Here is a 20767-nt window from a genome sequence, read left to right on the forward strand (position 1 = left end):
ATTCGGTCAGTTGTTTATAGGTCATAGTGCATTTTCCTTTGGCGAGAAAGATGCCTACTATAGCAACTGACCGCCTTTTTCAGAAATTGCACTTATCATGCGAATCCAAGATTTGAGATAAATGTTGGCTTGAGTTGTGCACTAATGCAAGTGCATTATTAAAACGGAACCTACATAACTTGAATTAAGAGAAGAACACATGACAAGAAGCAACGGAATATTGATAAAGAATGCGGAAGAGATAAAGAAAATGGAAATTGCGGGGCGTTTGACAGGCCAGGTACTTGAAGCGGTTCGCTCGATTATCGCGCCAGGTATAACGACTCTGGAAATCGATTCATTTTGCCATGATTACATCGTTCATACCCTTGATGCGATACCCGGCAGTCTGGGGCAGTATGGCTTCCCTTATACAGTCAATACTTCAGTGAATCATGTTGTTTGTCATGGCTGGCCTTCTGAGAAGAGGCTGAAAAATGAAGATATTGTTAACGTAGACGTGACGGTTAAAAAAGAAGGATATTATGGGGACAGCAGTATCACATTTTGTGTTGGCGATGTGCCATCCCATGCCAGACGTTTGGTCAATGTGACCCAAGAATGTCTATATAAGGCGATTAAGATCGTTAAGCCGGGTATCACGTTGGGGGATATCGGTCATACGATACAACAGCATGCTGAAGCCAATAATTACTCTGTGGTGCGTGAATATTGTGGGCATGGAATTGGCCGCAGTATGCATGAGGAACCACAAGTCCTGCACTATGGCAGGGCTGGTGAAGGTACATTGCTGGAGGAAGGCATGACTTTCACGATCGAGCCTATGATTAACCAGGGTAAAAAGGACGTAAAGCTGCATAAAGATGGTTGGACAGTCACGACCAAAGATCGCCGGTTATCGGCCCAGTTTGAGCATACGATTTTGGTAACCCGTGATGGCTTCAAGGTATTGACTTTGCGGGATGAAGAACGTGAGGCTTTTGAGCGTTATCTGTCGATCACCCGGTAATCTGCATTCTGTTGAATGATGGTAAACCCAATGCTGATTAATATGGTATTAGATATAGTGTTGGGTTTTATTTTGTCATTAAGTAAACTTTTTTCTTTTAATCTATAGAATTTTTTCTAAGAAGAAAAAAATTTTCTTTGTGAAATCAATCAGTTTATTATTTGGCGGATTTAGGTAAACTTATCTTCATTCCCATGTTTAGCTAAAATTGTGCCATGCTGAATTTTCGGACAGCAGAGGTGGGTAGTGTTTGTTCAAAAAATAACTAATTTGCTTAAATTGATATTTATCTCCGCTATATAAAATTACAGGGTTACTATGTCTTCTATTTATAAAAATAAGAACGTCTCTTGTTTTATTGTCCTTTTTTTTCTTATATTTCTAATACATAAATGCTTGGGCTATCAATTAAAGCTGATATATGTCTTTAGTGCATTTTCATTATTCCTATTTATGGCAGCGGTCAGTAAACGAATATATATCGTTCTGATTGCCTTTTTTTCCCTTGTGGGGATACTCTACACTCCCATTGGCCTCAACTATGGTTATCCAGATGTTAATGCGGTAGGTTCATTACTCTACACGAATCAGAATGAAACATTGGAGTATATTAGTGGCCTTCCGCTATCAACTTATCTAACTGCCTTCGCTATTTTTATTTTGATGATGTTTGCTTTCAAATTAAACATCACCTTATCTGATAAAAGCAAAAAATGGTTACTTGCCCTATTTTTTATTTCTGCTTTCTGGTCGCCAGTTAAGGGCTACATTAAATCGGATTTTGAAGATGGCTCGGAACTTTTGAATACCAGTTTGCCTGAGGCCCGCTTTTTCGGTGACGTTTATCGGAGTTATACAGAAGTTATGTCTGAAAATAGTCGGTTTGCCAAAATTATCAAGAATCAGGATGATTGGCGACCTATTGTCAAAGAAGAAAAGTATGACACATACATTATGGTGATTGGTGAGAGTGTCCGAAAAGACTTTCTGGGGGCTTATGGTTTTCCGAATAAAAATACCCCGTGGCTGGATAAAACCAATGCAACAATGTTGACCAACTATATTTCTGCTGCTCCATCAACACAACTGTCATTGATGAACTCTCTGGCAATTCGTGAAAAAAACGAAATTCAATTGAATAACAGCATAGTTTCATTGGCGAAAAAAGCAGGGTTTGAAACTTACTGGCTTTCTAATCAAGGCATGAAAGGAGGCTTTGATTCTCCGGTGGCACTGATTGGGCAACAGGCCAAATACCATACTTTTTTAAAAGAAGGCAGCTCAGATGATCGCAGTTATATGCCGGATGAAAATTTATTGCCTTATATCCGTAATGCGTTGATAAAAGATAAACAGAAGAAACTGGTTGTCATTCACTTAATGGGTTCGCACCCACAGCCTTGTGCCAGAACTAATGAACAATACAGCGATTATTTTCATTCCCAAAACATCTCGTGTTATATCCAGAGTATCCAGAATACGGATAACCTTCTGGCTGAAATTGAAAATATTGCCAATCAAAACCAATTGCATTGGACGATGCTCTATTTCGCGGATCATGGGTTGTCATTTGTGAATAAAAACACGGATGGTGAGAACGTGACTCATAACGACAGCCATAAACAGAACTATCAAGTTCCTTTTATCATCACCGGTTACGATTATTCCTCAAAAAACGAGGCCTCCAACCCATCGGGTAAAGATAAGATCGACGCACGACGCAGCGGTTTGTACCTTTTATCCATGTTGTCCACATGGTTGGGAGTCGAGGAACCCCGTTTGACATCCGACTGTGATTGGTTTTCTAACCAAGAATGTCAGCACCAACATACCGTGATTTCATTCAGTAACGAGTATAAGGACTTTAATCAACTGAAGGATGACACTATTAATTTAGGTTATAAATAGTAATTTCTGTTACAAATAGTAATTTGGTTTATAAATAGTTAATTTTGGTTTGTGAACAGTGAGTTACGTCACAAATTCAAGGCGGATTTTCTAAGCCATAACCACTGATGGGGGGATTCTGACCGTTTAATACGGTATTCAACCGCTGGCTGAGATCCTTCCAATATTGTGAGAGGAATTTTATATCATAGTGCAGTGTGGCGAGGAGTATTTGCCTTTAATCGGTATTGCTTCCTTTCAGCCATCAGAGAGTTATCTCGTGGAGAAGGAAGTAAAAAATTAAATAGTGACTTGCTGTTCGTCTTACCTTGAAAAGGAAGTTTTATGAACAATAATAAATTGTTAAAACATATTCCCTGGATGATATTGGGGATAATTGGCGCATTTTGCCTTGGAGTTGTTGCGCTACGACGGGGAGAACACATTAGTGCTTTATGGATCATTGTTGCATCCGTAGCGGTTTATCTGGTGGCTTATCGGTATTACAGCCTTTACATCGCCACTAAGGTGATGAAACTGGATGCGACACGGGCAACCCCTGCGGTCGTCAACAATGATGGCCTGAACTATGTTCCTACCAATAAAAATGTCCTGTTTGGTCATCACTTTGCGGCCATTGCAGGAGCGGGGCCGTTAGTAGGACCAGTATTGGCGGCACAGGTAGGATATCTGCCGGGAACATTGTGGCTATTGGCAGGTGTGGTGCTCGCTGGTGCGGTACAGGACTTTATAGTGTTGTTTATCTCCTCCCGCCGCAATGGTGCATCGCTTGGTGAGATCGTTAAAGAAGAAATGGGACGGGTGCCGGGGACAATCGCCCTGTTTGGTTGCTTCTTAATCATGATCATCATTCTGGCGGTACTGGCTTTGATTGTCGTAAAAGCATTGGCGGAAAGTCCGTGGGGAGTCTTTACGGTTTGTTCTACTGTGCCAATTGCGCTTTTCATGGGGATCTACATGCGATATATCCGTCCGGGGCGTGTTGGTGAAGTCTCCGTGATTGGTATTCTCATGCTGGTTGCTGCTATTTGGTTTGGTGGAGTGGTTGCGGCCGATCCTTATTGGGGGCCTGCGCTGACTTTCAAAGATACTACCATCACTTATGCACTGATTGGTTATGCGTTTATTTCTGCATTATTACCCGTCTGGCTAATTTTGGCACCGCGTGATTATCTGGCGACTTTCCTGAAAATCGGGGTCATTGTCGGCCTTGCGATTGGTATCGTTATTCTGAATCCTGAACTGAAAATGCCTGCCGTCACACAATATATTGATGGTACAGGGCCAGTTTGGAAAGGTACGCTGTTCCCATTCCTGTTCATTACCATTGCTTGTGGTGCAGTATCGGGTTTCCATGCTCTGATCTCTTCGGGAACGACACCTAAATTGCTGGCAAATGAAAAAGATGCACGTTTCATTGGTTACGGTGCAATGCTGATGGAATCATTTGTTGCGATCATGGCATTGGTTGCTGCATCCATTATCGAACCGGGCCTGTATTTTGCCATGAATACGCCTCCGGCAGCGCTGGGCATTACCATGCCTGATCTGCATAATCTGGGCACAGCAGAAGCACCCATGATCATGGCTTCCTTAAAAGAGGTGACAACGCACGCGGCTGCGACTGTCAGTTCCTGGGGCTTTGTAATTTCACCGGATCAGATTTTGCAAACGGCAAAAGACATTGGTGAGCCGTCTGTCCTGAACCGTGCTGGTGGCGCGCCAACTCTGGCGGTAGGTATTGCCCACGTATTCCACCAAATCATCCCTGCGGCAGATATGGGCTTCTGGTATCACTTCGGAATCCTGTTTGAAGCATTATTTATCCTGACAGCGCTGGATGCCGGTACGCGCTCAGGCCGTTTCATGTTGCAGGATCTTTTGGGTAATTTTGTTCCATTCCTGAAAAAAACTGACTCTCTGATTGCCGGTATTATCGGTACGGCGGGTTGTGTTGGCTTATGGGGTTACCTGTTGTACCAAGGCGTGGTCGATCCATTGGGTGGCGTGAAGAGCCTGTGGCCGCTATTTGGTATCTCTAACCAGATGCTGGCAGCCGTTGCGTTGGTATTGGGTACAGTTGTACTGATCAAGATGAAGCGTACTAAATACATTTGGGTAACGGTGCTTCCTGCGGTTTGGCTGCTGATTTGTACGACTTGGGCGCTGGGCCTGAAACTGTTTAGTGATGACCCACGGCTCGAAGGTTTCTTATTCCTTGCGAAAGAGTATAAACAGCGGATTGCTGAAGGTGGTGCGGAATTAACGGCCCAGCAAATCAGCAACATGAACCACATTGTTGTGAACAACTATACCAATGCGGGTTTAAGTATCCTGTTCTTCGTGGTGGTGTACAGCATCATTATCTATGGCATCAAAACTGCGATAAAAGCGAGCAAAACACCAGAGCGTACTGATAACGAAACACCTTATGTTCCGATTCCAGAGGGCGGGGTAAAAGTTTCTTCTACGCACTGATGTGATACTTACGCTGATACTGACTGAGTGATTCTGTATCGGTAACAGCTATATCCCTATACCCCGCATAATCGGCTTTGTATTATGTGGGGTATTTTTTTGGAGAATCATTATGTTTGGTAATCTTGGCCGGGCGGGTAAATATTTGGGGCAGGCGGCCCGTATGCTGGTGGGCGTTCCTGACTACGATACATATGTACAACATATGAAAGAAAATCACCCTGATAAACCGTACATGACCTATGAAGAATTTTTCCGTGAACGCCAGAATGCCCGTTATGGTGGTGATGGAAAAGGGGGAATGCGCTGCTGTTAATGAAAATAACTCATGAAAAGAACTAATAAAAAATACGATGCTGTGGATGGAAAACAAAACAACAAGTCAGCGAATTTATTGAACAGCCAGCAGGAAACGAAAATGCAACCAATATCAGTCACGATCCTGACCGGTTTTTTGGGATCAGGTAAAACGACGCTATTGCGTCATATTCTCAATGCCAATCATGGTCATAAAATCGCCGTCATTGAAAATGAATTTGGTGAAGTGCCTATTGATAATGAATTAATTGGCGATCGCGCCACTCAGATTAAGACATTAAGTAACGGATGTATCTGTTGTAGCCGCTCGAATGATTTGGAAGATGCCTTGCTGGATTTATTGGATAGCATGGATAAAGGGCAAATCTACTTTGATCGCCTGATTATTGAGTGTACCGGCATGGCGGACCCCGGGCCGATTACACAGACTTTCTTCTCCCATGAAGCCTTGTGCCAGCGTTTTTTACTGGATGGCATTATTACCTTGGTCGATGCTGTTCATGCCGATCAACAGTTAGATCGCTTTCCCGTTGCACAGTCTCAGGTAGGTTATGCTGACAGGATTATTCTGACGAAAACAGATGTTGCGCCGACCCATGACGCTTTAGTCGAGTGTTTACAGCGAATTAATGCTAAAGCGCCGATTCATAAAGTGATTCAGGGTGAGGCAGATTTAAGCGTGCTGTTTGATATTGAAGGTTTTATTCTGAATGACACATTGACGGTTTCAGCACCTGTGTTCCGGTTTATTCCCAAACAACAAAATACGGTCCGGTCGATTGTTATTAACTTATCGCATGCGATTGAATTATCAGAAGTTTTTAGTTTAATGGAAGAGTTATTGCTGAGCTTTGCGGACAACCTACTGCGTTACAAAGGCATTCTTGCTATTAAAGGTGAATCGCGCCGGTTGTTGTTTCAGGGCGTACAGCGCTTATATAGTGCGGATTGGGACAGAGAATGGCGTGATGATGAATTGCGTGAAAGTGTGTTAGTTTTTATTGGAATAGATCTGCCGGAACAGAAAATTCGTGAGAAATTTTCGGAGCTGTTTATAGAATTATAATCGATGGTTTTTTATTCCTTATTGAGCAGTGAAATAATCTATATAAATTCGCTGCTCGTGTTTAATTAGAAGTTTATTTTATATTTTATCTTTTGAGTCTAAGGTTATGTGAAAAAATATAGCAATGTGTTAACAAATCTCAAACAATAAAAATAAAATCTATCCATAAACGGAGATTATCATACGCATAAGAGGATGACTTATTTAGATGATAGTGGAATCGTTTATTTTATCCCCTGCAATCTCCACAAGTAAGTTAGTGGAGATTGTTGCAATAACAGGTTATGTTAGTGAAAATAGCAAAGAAAAAATAATACGTTCATTAAGATTGAGTTTCCCAAATTCTGGAAAAACGTTTCACATTACTGGCTGTATAAATCACGGTATGTGAAATATTACGATGCCCGAGATAATCCTGAATCAAACGGGTATCACGACCGAGATCGGCTAACGCATAACCACAGGCATGCCTTAACATATGGGGATGTGGAGAAACACTGACTGCTGCTTGTTTTCCATAACGTTTCAGTAATCCATAGACTTGTTGCCGTGAAACGGCCCCGGATTTTTGGGAAAGGAATACCCAGGGAGAATCGGCTTCGCGCCATTTCTGGCGAACATTGAGCCATTTTTTCAATGCTTCAATTTCTTCCGGAATCAAGGGATGTGTAGTTGAAAGCCCACCCTTTAACCGCCTGATATGAATAATCGCTGAATTTAGATCGAGATCAGAGAGACATAGATTACAAAGCTCACTAACCCTAAAACCGTGAATAAAACACATTAATAGCATGCAGTAATCCCGTTCTGCGTGACGCCCATGTTTTGTTTCTTCCAAAATTGCGTTTATTTCGTATCGGGTCAAAAATTTACGTTGTTTCATGAAATGATCATTCCTATGAAATCAGAGAGATTAATTGTGAATAGCAAGGTATTTTGGCCAGTCGAATACAATAAGCCACCAGTGTTTTTTGAATGTGATTGGCAAAATACCGGATTGATTTAATTGAAATACCGCAAATAAAAAATTTGCTTCTTCTGTTCGTCTTATTTTTCATGAAAATACTAATTGAAATCGTATAAATGTGTGTTATTTGATTCTTAAGTACAGAATGGGGCATTCATAAATAGAATTCCATATAAAAAACTTTTCTACTGCATTTTACAACTAATCATTTCGCATAGTTTTTCTTTTAGTTTTTTATTCTTCTAAATTTCCATTTAGGTGTATTGATTTTGTATTTTTACTGCATTTACTAGAAAAAGTAAATGATTTATCTAATTTGTTCATCTAATGATCTGTTTTTGATTAAAAAATATCATCAATACATAGCTTTTAGTTTAATGTTCTGATATTTATTTCAATATTAAATTTTTATTCTTCAGTTTTCAGCGGAAGTGTTAATCAAAACGAGGTTTTGTGAAATCAAAGGGATGGCACTAAGACGTCAAGACACTAAGTAAGCGGTGAATTAAAACAATGGACATAATTTAAGTCAGATTAGCCTAATTGGTTATTATTTCTAATGTGTGTTGCTTGATCGATATTTTAAAAGTTAATTAATTCTTATTAGGTTTGTGAAATTTAATTAAATAGATATCTTCTATGATTATTTAAATATAGTTTCATCATTACAATGATTATTTACTGGAACGAATAATGTAGAGGATGATTTCATTTGGACCAAAAAATACTCATATGAGCATTTTCTGGTCGTATCAGGTTATTTAAGCAAAACTGGCCTTGTGTGCCATAATCTCAATGATTTGTATATCTGTTTGCTGCATGGCATGTCGTGCAAGTGAGCATAGATTTGCGATGGATTGGTCTACGTCATTGGAAACAATACCATCACTGCCACTGACACAACTGTTATCCAGCGCCATCAAAACGGCTTTATAGGCAGCGCTGGCGCTGGTAGAAACTTTCATTGCACAACTGTTTGAAGCCCCGTCGCAAATCATACCGCTGATATCGCCTATCATGCTGCAAATTGCCATTGCAACGGGTTGATAGCGTTGTTCAATCAACCATGCAATCCCTGCTGCCGCACCCATTGATGCCGTTGTTGCTGCGCAAAGAGCGGAAAGCGCGGGCAATTTGTTGTGAATGTAAATCGCCATCAGGTGTGACAGCATTAGCGCCCGTGCCAACTGTTCTTTATTGCAGCCCAGATGTTCAGCTACAACAACAACTGGCATAGTCGCTGCGATCCCTTGATTGCCTGAACCGGAATTACTCATTGCCGGTAAAACAGCGCCACCCATACGGGCATCTGACGCTGCGGAAGTACGGATCATAATGTCGGAAAGTAGATCCCGTGCCAAGAACCCCCTGTCACGTTGGCGTTGCAGAGTCATGCCAATGTGTAAGCCATACTGTGTGGTTAACCCTGCTTGAGACAGAGCATCATTCAAACGCGCGGCTTCCAGTATAAAGTGAATATCCTCATAAGGCGCTTCTGTGGCAAACTCATAAACCGTAAAAGCGGTGGCTTGCTCAAGGCAATATTCAGTTTCATGATTGGCAACATATCCGTCAGTGTTGTTTTCATCGGAGTGACAGACCGCTGTATCGTCGGATTGAGATTGCTTATCAAATATGACACGGCCATTATGCTCAATTCTCACAATCTTGGTGTGATTGCCCGCGATAGTGACTGTTGCCGATTCACTCTCATAAAATACCGTGGCTTCTGAATACAGAACGTCATCACACGGTTGTTGGATACTGACGGTGACAGCGCCTTGCTGTAATAATGCCTTACTTTGCGCGATCTCTTCGGGGGTGGCATTCTGTAAAACTTCCAGACCCGCATCAGGGTTGCCACCCAATGCGCCAAGTGCAGCAGCAACTGGCAGCCCAACCATTCCCGTACCCGGCACGGTGACACCCATACCATTTTTCATCAAATTAGGTGAAACTCGTGCACTGATCCGCTGTGCAGGGCCGGATAGGTAAGATGCGGCTGTGGCCGCAGCAAGGGCCAGTGAAATGGGTTCAGTACACCCGATGGCTGGTTTAACTTCCTTTTTGACGGCACGAATAAACTCATTCCACAACCGTGTGTGTTGTTTCTGACTCATATAAACAAACCTTAATGACAAAACTGATCGAAATTGGCCTTTCACATATAAAATTTCTTAAGCATGAATTTTTCCATATCAGGAAAAGGCCAGAAAAGGAGAAACACACAACAAGACCCCGGTAAAGATGATCAAAATGAGGGATGCTCCTTTATAGTGGTGCAGGCCGGGAACTTTATAGACCAGATAGGCGGGGATTAAACAACCAACGATGCCAAATATCGGGCTACAGAGGGAAGTGAAGCTCAATACCGGAGCATTCAGGATGATGGCGCTCCATGCCAATAAAATGGCAAAAAACATAATGCCATTTTGAACCCATTTTTCATTGATATTTTCGACAGGCATCAGGCGGCCAAGAATATTCATGGCAATTCCCTGACTGGCTTCGCGGAATCCGAGATAAACACCAAAAAAAGCCGTCATTACAGCGAAGATATTGAGCATGATACTGACGGCAATGACCCAACCGCCGGGAAAAAACTGAGCGGCAACCGCCAGTGCAGAAATATTCTGCTCATAGGCTTTGAGGGCTTCATCGTGTCCCATTGCCAGCGTAAAAGAGACGGCATAGAAAAATACGGTACAAAACAGGATGCCAAAGGCAATGTTCATCGCTCTCAATGCCTTGTGGCGGGCAACTTCACGTTTTTGTTCCCGGTTACGATAAGAGATGATCATCGGGCTTAGTGTTTGAATGAACAAAATAGAGGTGAGTGTAAAAGGCAACGTAATAATGGCTTTTTTGATTAATAAGCCGAAAGGAGGTAATGCCCCAATATTGTATAAATGCCACATGCCTATCATTGAAAGCCCCAGTGCGGCGACGACAAATAATTTTGCTATCACCATCAGGCTGGATATTCTGAACAGTAATCGTTCACCACGGGATGAAATAGCGACTAGCAGACAGATTAACACCAGCCCATAAAATGGGTTTTCCGACATTAACTCATCAGTAATGCCAAAGGTTTGTAGATAAGAAGCGCTGTCATTGGTTATGGCGGTGGAATAAACAAACATCCAAATCACCAGCATAATAAAGTAGAGCGCTCCCAATAAAATGCCCCAGTTTTTACCGAGATAACCACTGATGACACTGGGATAATCTTTGCATTCTGGTGATTCCGCAAGCGTGTTGATAAAAAGTCGCTGAAAAAGATACATGGCAGGATAGCCAATAATGGAAGAAAGCAGGAAAACCCACAACCCCATTAATCCGACCTGGACAGGCAGGAAAACTATGCCCGCTCCGATGGCCATACCAATACTCATGATAACCCAACCGGTATCGGTATTATCGAATTTTATCGCCTTTTTCCATTCATCTTCTGTCATGTTGGCGCACTTGGCTGCCGGGGATAAGTGGGGCGTAACATCATTGTTTTTTGCTGCTGTTTTCATAATAGCACTCGCTTACATCTTTGGTATTTTAATGGGCATAGAACAGGCACAAGGGGAAATACATCACGTAAACACGATTAACCATTCTTTTAGTGATGTTATTATCGTGTGCTGATAGTAAATGATTTCAAGGAGAAAAAATTTCCCTAAACACTCCATCTGATACGACTTCTGAGAGAACAACTTCTTCATAAAGAAGAAATTGCTACTTATTGTTTTCAATGAAAAACCGCAAAGGGAGATTGTGCGAAAAAGAAAACTGGTTTTCTTGTATCATATTGATAAATAAAGTAATTTAATTTAAGTGAGAAGGTATTATGAGTATTTGTGATATTAACAATTGAAACAACCAGAGGGAAAAATTGTGTACTTTATCACGCTTAGCTTTGTTCAAAACACCTTGTTAGTGTTAAATCCTTTTTATTGTTAATATTATGATGTAGTTCAGCATATTAATCTAGAGTTTTTTTCTGATAAAATTGTTCAATACATGAACTTCATCTGGCTACATGGATTGGAAATAGCATCTTACTCGCCGTTAATCCAGCTTCGCTTATTGTGGTTAAACAGATATATCCAGGAGATTCAAATGTATTTTTATTTAAATAATAATTCCCCATTGAATATCAAAGGAAATTTTGTTTTATTCAGATAATAAAATAGTTCGAATATATTACTATAAGTAATATAGTTGTCTTAATTCCTTAGTTTATCAATAATAATCTGGGGAATTATAATATTATTTTCTACAGTGGATTTTATATAATAAAAGGTATTGAATTTAACTCATCAATAAAAGATTGACATTAATATCGGATAACTCATTCTTATCCTGAATGAACTTTACTGAATATTTGGTTTTTAATCATTATAAATCATTATGTTACTTAATGACTTGCTCTCCTGCTTTTTGAATTAAATAGACTTTTCCTATAACAATATTTATTATTATTCCTTTGATGTTAGTAGCATTGGTGTTAGCTGGACTGATGTTAGTAGCATCCGCCTGTACAAAAAATCGGGCACTTTTATTTAAACATTCATTCAGGAAGACATAATAATGAAAAGCAAACTCACATTAGCCTCGCTTTGTCTGGCTTCTCTTGTGTTGGCTGGTTGTGCGACAGAATCTTCATCAACACTGCCGGTACAAAAAGTCACTTCTTATAAGACTACTTATGCAGGCATTCGCAGCCCAATCGCTGTCGGGAAATTCGAAAACCGTTCAAGCTATCAAAATGGCATTTTTTCTGACGGCATTGATCGTTTAGGAAATCAGTCAAAAACAATTCTTGTGACTCACCTACAACAAACCGGCCGTTTTAACGTGTTGGAGCGCACCAATCTGGCTGAATTGAAAGCTGAAGCGGGTTTGCAGGGCAAGGCTCAGAAACTGAAAGGGGCTAATTATATTATTACGGGTTCCGTGACTGAATTTGGCCGCAAAGAAGTCGGTGATCATCAATTATGGGGCATTTTAGGCCGTGGCAAATCACAAGTGGCTTATGCAAAAGTAATGCTGAATGTTGTGAATGTTGAAACCTCTGAAGTTGTTTTTTCTTCTGCCGGAGCAGGGGAATATAAACTTTCCAGTCGCGAAATCATTGGATTTGGCGGTACTTCCAGCTATGACTCTACCTTGAATGGCAAGGTATTGGATTTGGCGATCCGTGAGGCGATCAATGATCTGGTTGCTGGCATTGAAAGCGGGGCATGGAAGCCAACTATCTAATTTACTTAGGTAAGTGCATTTCGGAAAGTTTATACAAGAAAGAGAGCTGTATGTTTTTGATGAAAAAGACGGGGATGTTGTTGGGCGTACTGCTATTGGTAGGATGTGCAAAAGCACCGAAAACCATGTACGTATGGGGTGATTATCAGCAAACGCTTTATCAGTATTACCAGCAGGATAAAACCGGGCCACAAGAGCAGCTTCAGGCATTGCAAAAAGTGATTGAACAAGCCAAAGCCAAAGATAAACAGGTTCCGCCTGGTTTGCATGCACAAATGGGGCTGCTTTACAGCAAGGTTGGTAATATCGAAGATGCTTTCCAGCAGTTTGAAATAGAGAAAAATTTATTTCCTGAATCAGCACCTTACATGGATTTTCTGTTAAGCAGAAATAAGGGAGTGAAATAATGAACCGTTTTCTGGGGGCAATTGGCGCCTTATTATTGCTGGTTCTATCAGGATGTGTCCAACATAAACCGTATGACTATTCAGCACTGAGGGAAAGTAAACCTAAATCTATTCTGGTACTGCCTGCGGTCAATAAATCGGTGGAAGTACAGGCTTCCGGCAGTTTGCTGTCTCAAGTGGCTTATCCGCTGGCTGAATCCGGTTATTATGTTTATCCCGTTGCTGTGGTTGAAGAAACATTCCGCCAGAATGGCGTGACAGAAGCACAGGATATCCATAATCTCAGTTATAAAAAACTGTATGACATTTTTGGTGCGGATTCCGCTCTTTATCTAGATATCACACAGTACGGCACGCAATACCAAGTTATTAACAGTGATACTCGTGTCAGTGCAACAGCCCGTTTAGTGGATTTACGTACGGGTAAACAGCTGTGGAATGGTATTGCTACGGCATCTTCCACCGAAAATGATAATTATTCCAGCGGTGGTCTGGTCGGTATACTGGTATCGGCCGCTATCTCTCAGATCGCGAATACCATTACGGACAGAAGCCATGATATTGCAGGCATTACCACTAATCGCCTGTTAAGTGCAGGTGGATATGGTCACTTGCTGTATGGCCCACGTTCTGAATTCTATGGCAAAGAAAAGTTATAAGTTTTGAAATAAAAATGCCGCAACGCTATGCGGCATTTTATATTTAAATCAGACATCCAGTCGCTTGGTCTGCCATTTTTTAGACTTCCAGCGCCATGCGTTAACTAGCCCACGGACCCACTCATCGCAGAAGAACCCTATCCAAATTCCCAGAATTCCCATCCCCATCGTTATTCCCAGAAAATAACCGACAGGAATGGAAATGCCCCACATGAAAATTATTGCGGTGCAGAGTGGAAAACGGGCATCACCGGAAGCGCGCAAAGCATTGACCATCACAATGTTGAAGGTACGCCCCGGCTCCAAAAAGACAGAGAGCAGGAACAGCGGCAGCAGAAGCTCGATAATCTTCTTATCTTCCGTCATAAGCTCAAGAAGCGGCTCCCGGAAAATCCAGAACGCCAATACGACGCCGATTGTCACGATAACGCCGATTTTCAGGCTCTTGATACCGCGAATATAGGCATCCTCAAAGCGTTTTGCGCCAACAAGGTGACCAACCATAATCTCATTACCAATACTGGTAGAGATACCGAACAACATAATGAACAGGGACAACTGGAAGTAAAGCGTCTGTGCAGCCAGAGAAGTTTCCCCCATCAGGCCGATAAACGCTTGTGCGGTCATATATTGCAGGATCCAGACCAGATTTTCACCGGCTGCGGGTAAGCCGATATGCAGGATTTTGCCCAACATATTCTTAGACCAATGCACGAGCAACTTAGGCTCAAATTTAATTCTCAAGCCACAGAACAGTAATCCGCAGAGTAAAATAACGGCCACAGTACGACCAAATACGGTAGACCACGCCACGCCTTCAAGCCCATATTGAGGCAGCCCGAAGAACCCATACAGAACAATCATGTTGCCGACAATCGTCAGCAAGTTGGCAATCAGCGTGACATACATCGCCGTTTTCGCTTTACCATAAACCCGCAAACAGGCAGCCAAAATAATCGAAATGGCTTCAGGTATCAGACAGATACCAAGGATATGCAGATAAGCAAACCCATCCTCCATCAGATTTTCGGGCAGGTTCATGATATGCAGGATCTTATAACCGAAGAAAATCGTGATCAGCGCACAACTGAACCCCAGCAAAAAATTAAATGCAATAGAGATATGAATCGCTTGACTGGCTTTATCACGCTTCCCTGATCCCAGATATTGTGCGATGACAACACTGCAACCTACGCTAATGAAATTGAAAATCGTAATGAAGAGATCAAAAACATGATTACCCACTCCCATCGCGGCGAGATAAGAAGAAGAAATATGGCTGACCATGTACGTATTAATTAATAACGTCGCCATATGCAGAAAGATATCAATGAAAATCGGCCAGCTTAATGAGAAAAGCGAACGATCAACAACATCAGACTGATGCATTGTAAAACCTATTTATTAGAAGTGAAATGAATGGACTTTTTGTGGTGTGACATACCCAGAAAGTGTAGGGGATTTTACAGGGTTTATTGATGAGTTGATAGACAGAATAGGTGATTTATCTCTATGGTTTTGTGAAGAATTTGGCCTGTAAAAAAGCTCCTGCGGTGGTGACCGCAGGAGCTTGGTGTGACGGATTTTGACTCTTGCCGAACACACATTTTGCTTGTAGTTACTCTTCTAAAATAAACATTCCAACCGGATGAATTTCCAGATAATAATTTTCACCAATTTTCGGTTGCAGTTGAGAGGCATTGACCTGCAACAATAATGTCTGCCCATGCCAGTCAACGGTCACTTCATATTGTGCTCCCATATAGACGACATGGTTGATTTGGCAACGCTGGCTTTCATTCCCTTGTTGGTGAAGGGTAATCGCTTCCGGGCGAACGCCAACAGTAATGGATGTCTGTGTTGCTGTGAAATTAGCCGGGCGTGGTATCCGGTATTGGAGAATCTCCACATAATCTGCATCTTGTGTGGCAGGGAAAATATTGGCATCTCCCATAAAGCTCGCCATAAATTTTGATGCAGGTTGGCGATATAAAGTTTGGGGTGAATCCATCTGCATGATCTTTCCTTTGTTCATGACCAAAACAGTATCAGATACAGCAAAGGCTTCACTCTGATCATGTGTGACATAGAGCGAAGTGATATTGAACTGTTGTTGTAATTCACGGATTTTTTCACGCATATTGCGGCGCAGGTTAGCGTCAAGGTTACTTAAGGGTTCATCGAATAGCAGAACTTTAGGTTTGAGGATGAGGGCGCGAGCTAAAGCAACACGTTGTTGTTGCCCCCCAGAAATCTGATCAACATAGCGATCTTCAAAACCACTCAAATCTACCAATTCCAATGCCTCTCTGACACGTTCACGGATCTCTGCTTTTGGTCGCCCCAGCATTTTTAATCCATAACCAATGTTTTCCCCCAACGACATATGCGGAAAAAGGGCATAAGACTGAAATACCATGCAAATATCCCGTTGCTGGATAGAGCGATCAGTAACATCCTCTCCATCAATGAAAATGTTGCCTGAAGTTGGTTTTTCCAACCCAGCCACCAGCCTGAGTACCGTTGTCTTACCGCATCCTGATGGCCCCAATAAAGTGACCATATGCCCTTGTGGGATGGATAAATCCAGTGAGTCGATTACTGTGTTGTTATCGAACCGTTTGGTCACATTTTTTAATTCGACAAAATGTCGCAGTGTCATATCGTCACTCCATGATTACTGGGTATTTTTAGCTTTTGAGCGGGAAATGCGCGCTTCGCCAACTAAATAGTCAAATAGGAAAATTACCGCCAGCATGACCACAATCAGAATGGAGCCATATGCGATAGCCAGACCATACTCGCCATCTTCAACACGATTCAGGATATAAGCTGTTGCTACACGCGTATCAGGTGTCACCAAAAATACAATGGCACTAACCGTGGTTATGGCGCGCACAAAGCTATAAACCAATGCAGATAAGATAGCAGGACGTAAGAGTGGCAGCAGAATATGCAATATTGTTCTCATCGAACCCGCCCGCAGGCTGAGAGAGGCTTCATCCAGCGATTTATCAATCTGACCAAGCCCTGCAATACCGGCTCGAATACCCACAGGTACATTTCGCATTGTCATGGAGATGATGATAATGAACGCTGTACCTGTGATATAGAATGGTGCGTTATTAAAAGCCAGAAGATAAGAAATTCCCGCTACCGTACCGGGAACTGCAAAACAGAGCATCGTAGTGAATTCAATGATTTTCTTGCCCCGGAATTGCTGGCGCACCACAATATAGGCAATTAATAGCCCGAAAATGGCAATAATTGGAGCGGCAATGCCGGCATATAGCAGCGTATCTAACAACGAAGGCCATGCGCCATCACTCATTCCCTGACCAAATAGCTTGATGAAATTATCCAGAGTCAGAGAGTAATCCACGCCCCAGTTGACGGTAAAACTGCCATAGAAAATACTGCCATAGAGCAGGATATTGAATACCACCCAGACAAATAGCAGGGAGCAAACACCCCACACCAGTGAAACGGGCAAAGGTTGCACATCGCCACGGTAAGATTTACCGGAAACCGTGACATAGGAACGTTTGCCAATCCAGAGATACTGAATACAGAAAACCAGAAGTGAGAAAACCAACAGTGATGCACCCAGTGTGCTGGCTGCTTGATAATCAAGCTGTGACCCTGTGATATAGAAGTAAATCTGGGTAGCCAGTACGTCAAAGTTACCGCCCAATACCAGAGGATTACTGAAATCAGCCAGAGATTGGACAATGACGATCAAGAAAGCATTGGCAAGAGCCGGTTTGAGTAACGGTATAAAAACATGGAAGAAAGTTTGGTAGCGATTAGCTCTCAGGGTATAGGCCGCTTCTTCCAAAGAAGGATGAATTGTCTTGATGGCACCATCCAAAATCATGAACGCCATTGGTGTAAACGCCAACACTTGGGCAATCCAAATCCCTGTGAAACCATATAACCAGTTTGTGTTAGTTAAACCAAACCATGTAGACAGAAACTCTGTGATATAACCGGAGCGTCCCATCATGAGAGTGACACCCAATCCGACAACAAATGGCGGTGTTACGATTGGCAGAATGGAGAATACCCGCCCAATAATGGCGGAACGTTTGGCAATTCTGGCGGTGTAAATTGCCAGCACCAATCCAAAGAATGTACAGCCAAAACCGACTGCAACAGAAAGCAGCACAGAATTGACAATAATTTTTAGTATATGGGATTGTCCGAGTATCGATAAAAACGCGAAAGGTGCGAAATGGCCGGACTCATCCGTAAACATAGGAATAAAGATGGAGATACTGGGGAAAAGAATAAATACCCCAATCAACGCAATGATTGCTACCAGCGAACCAATGACAAAATTGTCCCCACCAAGCCATTCCAAGCGTGCGAGAGCCAAGGTAATAATTGCTCCCAATGCGATAAACAAAGCAATGGAGGAGTAGCCTAGTCCGCGTCCGGCTAATGCTGCACTGGTGATAATGAACAGTGTGCATAGCAGGGCATATCCCGCGTCAAAATAGTGACGTTGACGAGAGTTGCGATTAGCGGAAAGCTGTGGACGCAATAGCAATACTGATGGCAGTAAAAACCATAATATGCTGATATTAAAACCGTTCCAGCCATAAGCTGCCAGAATTTCTTCTTGTGTTGAATCAAAAAGGCCGTAATCCAGACTCCATGATGGCAGCAGAGCAAATGACAACCATGCCAATATAACCCACCAGAAAACAGAATCCCGCCCCTGCTTTTTCTGCAAGGTAAGGGTATGAGACATAATTCCCCCAATAAAATTTCACGAAGAGAGTACGTAAATCACATGATCAAGCAGCGAATAGATGTCTATGGCTCACTGCCTGAATAGATATTATTTTGATTTAAAACGTTATTTTCCCATTTTAACTTCTGTGAGCCACTTATTGATCAGTTGCTTACGCATGTCATTGGAACCATATTTATCCATGTCATAATTGATAAGATTCAATTCAGTAGGATTCAGTGTGATGGGGGAGGATTCTGACGTAGTATTGGTGAGGATCTGGTAGGATTTCCCTTGCTTCCAACTTAGCTCCTGAGCTTCTTTGGACAGTACCCAATCAACAAACAACTTAGCGTTATCCATATTGCGGGCGTTTTTGATAATGCTGACACCACCAATTTCATAGCCAGTACCTTCGCAAGGGGAAATCAGTTTCATTGGTGCACCATTTTCAACTTCCAGTGAATAATCATGCAGGAAGCCAATTCCAATGGCTGTTTCACCGCGTGCGGTATTACGTGCGGGAGCAATGCCGGACTTGGTGTATTGGGAAATATTACTATTGAGTTTTTTAAGATAGTCAAAGGCTTCGTTTTCACCCCACAATTGGATAAAAGTCGCCAATGCGGTATAGGAAGTGCCGGAACTTTGTGGGTCTGCAATTTGAATTTCACCTTTATATTCTGGTTTAGTCAGATCCTTCCAGCATGTGGGGACGGGGAGGTTTTTCTCTTTCAGGCGTTCTGTATTCACACCAAAACCAAGGATCCCCATATAGACAGCAGAAGAATAATTCCCTTTGCGTTTTGCTGGATCGCGGAACTGCGGCATGATTTGAGATAAATTTGGTGATTGATAAGGTTGCAGGAGATCCAATTCACCGGCTTGGGAATGGGGATCAAGTGTACCGCCATACCATACATCTGCCTGTGGGTTGCGTTTTTCTGCTTCTATTTTAGCTAATGTACTACCTGTGTTATTACGAATAAATGTGGTTTTGATATTGTATTTTTCGCCAAAAGCACGCGTTTCTGTTTCACATAGGGCATTAGTACCGCTGCAATAAACAATCAGTCTGCCTGCTGCTTGGGTATTGCTGGTTATGGTAGCTGCTGTTAGCCCCAGAGTGATTAATGCGGCGATATAATTGAGTTTCATTAATGATGTCCTTACTTTCAGAATTACTACCTTGGATGAGTTAAGATGAATATTAATAAACGAAACTCTTATTATTAATTTAAAAATAGAGTCCTGCTGATTCATTCTTGGGATATCATGATAAGGTTAAAATTTTTATGCAAATTAATAGGGTAAATTTGCAAACCAGATAACAAAATTAATAATTTCTATTGAGTGCTTTTTATTTTACAGAGTATTGGGCTATGTTAAACAGGAAGCAAAACTTGTTGGTTTTATTTGTTTTTATAAAATTAAATTAAGAGGGTGTTATTTTTTTTGTTAAGCGTCTAATGTTAAATAATTAATTTTAACTTTGTTTTTAGAGTGTTGGTTTTTTATTTGACCATTTGGTCGAAAGTTGTCATATAAAAAGAATAAACTTCCAAGCTATTATAGTGCCAGTGAGATGACTTCACGTTTATCTCTTTTCAAAGCACCCCATATTATTTACTTTATAATACTTATCACATAATAATTACCTCATAAGTAGTATTAATATCCGGATTTCTATAACAATTGATATCAAAGGTAAAAAGCAACAATAGAGCATTTAATGGACAAATATCGTTTTTATAGTATAAAATATATCCTAAATTATTTGTTTTTATTCTGTGAAGAAATAGAGAATTGTTTTTAAGAATTGAATGTCACTTAGTAAATCATTCAGTATATATACCAATCGTCATTGAAGATGCTTGATTTCTTATCCCAATCCGATCATGCTTACAACCATGAAAATTCATCTGACACCAGAACAAAAACGCGCCCTTGAATTGATGCAT

At 41.6% G+C, this 20767-nt stretch carries 15 protein-coding genes; 8 read left to right on the forward strand and 7 right to left on the reverse strand.

Features of this window, described 5'->3' with window-relative positions:
- Positions 1 to 199 precede the first annotated feature (199 nt).
- The 5 genes from map (at position 200) to yjiA (ending at position 6779) form a co-directional block, all read left to right on the forward strand.
- A complete protein-coding gene (gene map, locus AAC854_RS16545; protein WP_340618082.1) occupies positions 200 to 1009 on the forward strand; it encodes a type I methionyl aminopeptidase in 810 nt (269 codons plus the stop codon).
- Between the two features lie 453 nt (positions 1010 to 1462).
- Positions 1463 to 2917: a phosphoethanolamine transferase gene (locus AAC854_RS16550; RefSeq protein WP_340618083.1), complete on the forward strand. Its 1455-nt coding sequence runs from the start codon at positions 1463 to 1465 to the stop codon at positions 2915 to 2917.
- 324 nt (positions 2918 to 3241) lie between these two features.
- Positions 3242 to 5395: a carbon starvation CstA family protein gene (locus AAC854_RS16555; protein ID WP_340618084.1), complete on the forward strand. Its 2154-nt coding sequence runs from the start codon at positions 3242 to 3244 to the stop codon at positions 5393 to 5395.
- A 112-nt stretch (positions 5396 to 5507) separates the two neighbouring features.
- Positions 5508 to 5711 carry a YbdD/YjiX family protein gene (locus AAC854_RS16560; protein WP_047962587.1) on the forward strand — a complete coding sequence of 68 codons (204 nt, stop codon included), beginning with the start codon at positions 5508 to 5510 and terminating at the stop codon, positions 5709 to 5711.
- Between the two features lie 102 nt (positions 5712 to 5813).
- On the forward strand, positions 5814 to 6779 hold the full coding sequence (gene yjiA / locus AAC854_RS16565) for a GTPase (RefSeq protein ID WP_340618095.1): 966 nt from the start codon (positions 5814 to 5816) through the stop codon (positions 6777 to 6779).
- A 322-nt stretch (positions 6780 to 7101) separates the two neighbouring features.
- Here yjiA and AAC854_RS16570 read toward each other — a convergent pair whose 3' ends face one another.
- The 3 genes from AAC854_RS16570 to AAC854_RS16580 form a co-directional block, all read right to left on the reverse strand.
- Positions 7102 to 7662 (reverse strand): tyrosine-type DNA invertase, encoded by a 561-nt coding sequence (locus AAC854_RS16570; protein WP_340618085.1) that lies wholly within the window; start codon positions 7660 to 7662, stop codon positions 7102 to 7104.
- 845 nt (positions 7663 to 8507) lie between these two features.
- Positions 8508 to 9866, reverse strand: coding sequence for an L-cysteine desulfidase family protein (locus AAC854_RS16575; RefSeq protein ID WP_340618086.1), 1359 nt, complete (start codon positions 9864 to 9866; stop codon positions 8508 to 8510).
- A 78-nt stretch (positions 9867 to 9944) separates the two neighbouring features.
- Positions 9945 to 11270 carry an SLC5/6 family protein gene (locus tag AAC854_RS16580; protein WP_340618087.1) on the reverse strand — a complete coding sequence of 442 codons (1326 nt, stop codon included), beginning with the start codon at positions 11268 to 11270 and terminating at the stop codon, positions 9945 to 9947.
- A 1060-nt stretch (positions 11271 to 12330) separates the two neighbouring features.
- On the opposite strand from AAC854_RS16580, the gene AAC854_RS16585 reads away from it, so the two are divergent.
- From AAC854_RS16585 to AAC854_RS16595, 3 genes are read left to right on the forward strand one after another with little or no spacing between them, the layout of a single operon-like run.
- Positions 12331 to 13002 (forward strand): CsgG/HfaB family protein, encoded by a 672-nt coding sequence (locus AAC854_RS16585; RefSeq protein WP_340618088.1) that lies wholly within the window; start codon positions 12331 to 12333, stop codon positions 13000 to 13002.
- Positions 13003 to 13052: 50 nt separating this feature from the next.
- Positions 13053 to 13409, forward strand: a complete 357-nt coding sequence (locus AAC854_RS16590) for a DUF4810 domain-containing protein (protein ID WP_340618089.1) — start codon at positions 13053 to 13055, stop codon at positions 13407 to 13409.
- Entirely contained in the window at positions 13409 to 14068 is a 660-nt protein-coding gene (locus AAC854_RS16595; protein ID WP_340618090.1) for a DUF799 domain-containing protein, read from the forward strand. Before AAC854_RS16590 ends, AAC854_RS16595 begins: the two co-directional genes overlap by 1 nt.
- Positions 14069 to 14116: 48 nt before the next feature.
- On the opposite strand, the gene AAC854_RS16600 is transcribed toward AAC854_RS16595, so the two are convergent.
- The 4 genes from AAC854_RS16600 to AAC854_RS16615 all read right to left on the reverse strand — a co-directional run bounded on the left by AAC854_RS16600 (position 14117) and on the right by AAC854_RS16615 (position 19964).
- Positions 14117 to 15457 (reverse strand): MATE family efflux transporter, encoded by a 1341-nt coding sequence (locus tag AAC854_RS16600; protein WP_340618091.1) that lies wholly within the window; start codon positions 15455 to 15457, stop codon positions 14117 to 14119.
- Between the two features lie 229 nt (positions 15458 to 15686).
- A complete protein-coding gene (fbpC, locus tag AAC854_RS16605) occupies positions 15687 to 16730 on the reverse strand; it encodes a ferric ABC transporter ATP-binding protein (protein ID WP_340618092.1) in 1044 nt (347 codons plus the stop codon).
- Positions 16731 to 16745: 15 nt separating this feature from the next.
- A complete protein-coding gene (locus AAC854_RS16610) occupies positions 16746 to 18824 on the reverse strand; it encodes an ABC transporter permease (protein ID WP_340618093.1) in 2079 nt (692 codons plus the stop codon).
- Between the two features lie 108 nt (positions 18825 to 18932).
- On the reverse strand, positions 18933 to 19964 hold the full coding sequence (locus AAC854_RS16615) for an ABC transporter substrate-binding protein (RefSeq protein WP_340618094.1): 1032 nt from the start codon (positions 19962 to 19964) through the stop codon (positions 18933 to 18935).
- Positions 19965 to 20767: the final 803 nt, after the last annotated feature.

The organism is Xenorhabdus entomophaga (genome assembly GCF_037996725.1).
Classification (GTDB): domain Bacteria; phylum Pseudomonadota; class Gammaproteobacteria; order Enterobacterales; family Enterobacteriaceae; genus Xenorhabdus; species Xenorhabdus khoisanae.

Bases quoted from the DNA above. Each gene is read 5' to 3' on its own strand.
- AAC854_RS16595 (WP_340618090.1), top strand. From the start codon at position 13,409: ATGAACCGTTTTCTGGGGGCAATTGGCGCCTTATTATTGCTGGTTCTA.
- AAC854_RS16555 (WP_340618084.1), top strand. From the start codon at position 3,242: ATGAACAATAATAAATTGTTAAAACATATTCCCTGGATGATATTGGGG.
- AAC854_RS16580 (WP_340618087.1), bottom strand. From the start codon at position 11,270: ATGAAAACAGCAGCAAAAAACAATGATGTTACGCCCCACTTATCCCCG.
- AAC854_RS16590 (WP_340618089.1), top strand. From the start codon at position 13,053: ATGTTTTTGATGAAAAAGACGGGGATGTTGTTGGGCGTACTGCTATTG.
- AAC854_RS16615 (WP_340618094.1), bottom strand. From the start codon at position 19,964: ATGAAACTCAATTATATCGCCGCATTAATCACTCTGGGGCTAACAGCA.
- AAC854_RS16575 (WP_340618086.1), bottom strand. From the start codon at position 9,866: ATGAGTCAGAAACAACACACACGGTTGTGGAATGAGTTTATTCGTGCC.
- fbpC (WP_340618092.1), bottom strand. From the start codon at position 16,730: ATGACACTGCGACATTTTGTCGAATTAAAAAATGTGACCAAACGGTTC.
- AAC854_RS16570 (WP_340618085.1), bottom strand. From the start codon at position 7,662: ATGAAACAACGTAAATTTTTGACCCGATACGAAATAAACGCAATTTTG.
- AAC854_RS16560 (WP_047962587.1), top strand. From the start codon at position 5,508: ATGTTTGGTAATCTTGGCCGGGCGGGTAAATATTTGGGGCAGGCGGCC.
- AAC854_RS16610 (WP_340618093.1), bottom strand. From the start codon at position 18,824: ATGTCTCATACCCTTACCTTGCAGAAAAAGCAGGGGCGGGATTCTGTT.
- AAC854_RS16550 (WP_340618083.1), top strand. From the start codon at position 1,463: ATGGCAGCGGTCAGTAAACGAATATATATCGTTCTGATTGCCTTTTTT.
- AAC854_RS16585 (WP_340618088.1), top strand. From the start codon at position 12,331: ATGAAAAGCAAACTCACATTAGCCTCGCTTTGTCTGGCTTCTCTTGTG.
- AAC854_RS16600 (WP_340618091.1), bottom strand. From the start codon at position 15,457: ATGCATCAGTCTGATGTTGTTGATCGTTCGCTTTTCTCATTAAGCTGG.
- map (WP_340618082.1), top strand. From the start codon at position 200: ATGACAAGAAGCAACGGAATATTGATAAAGAATGCGGAAGAGATAAAG.
- yjiA (WP_340618095.1), top strand. From the start codon at position 5,814: ATGCAACCAATATCAGTCACGATCCTGACCGGTTTTTTGGGATCAGGT.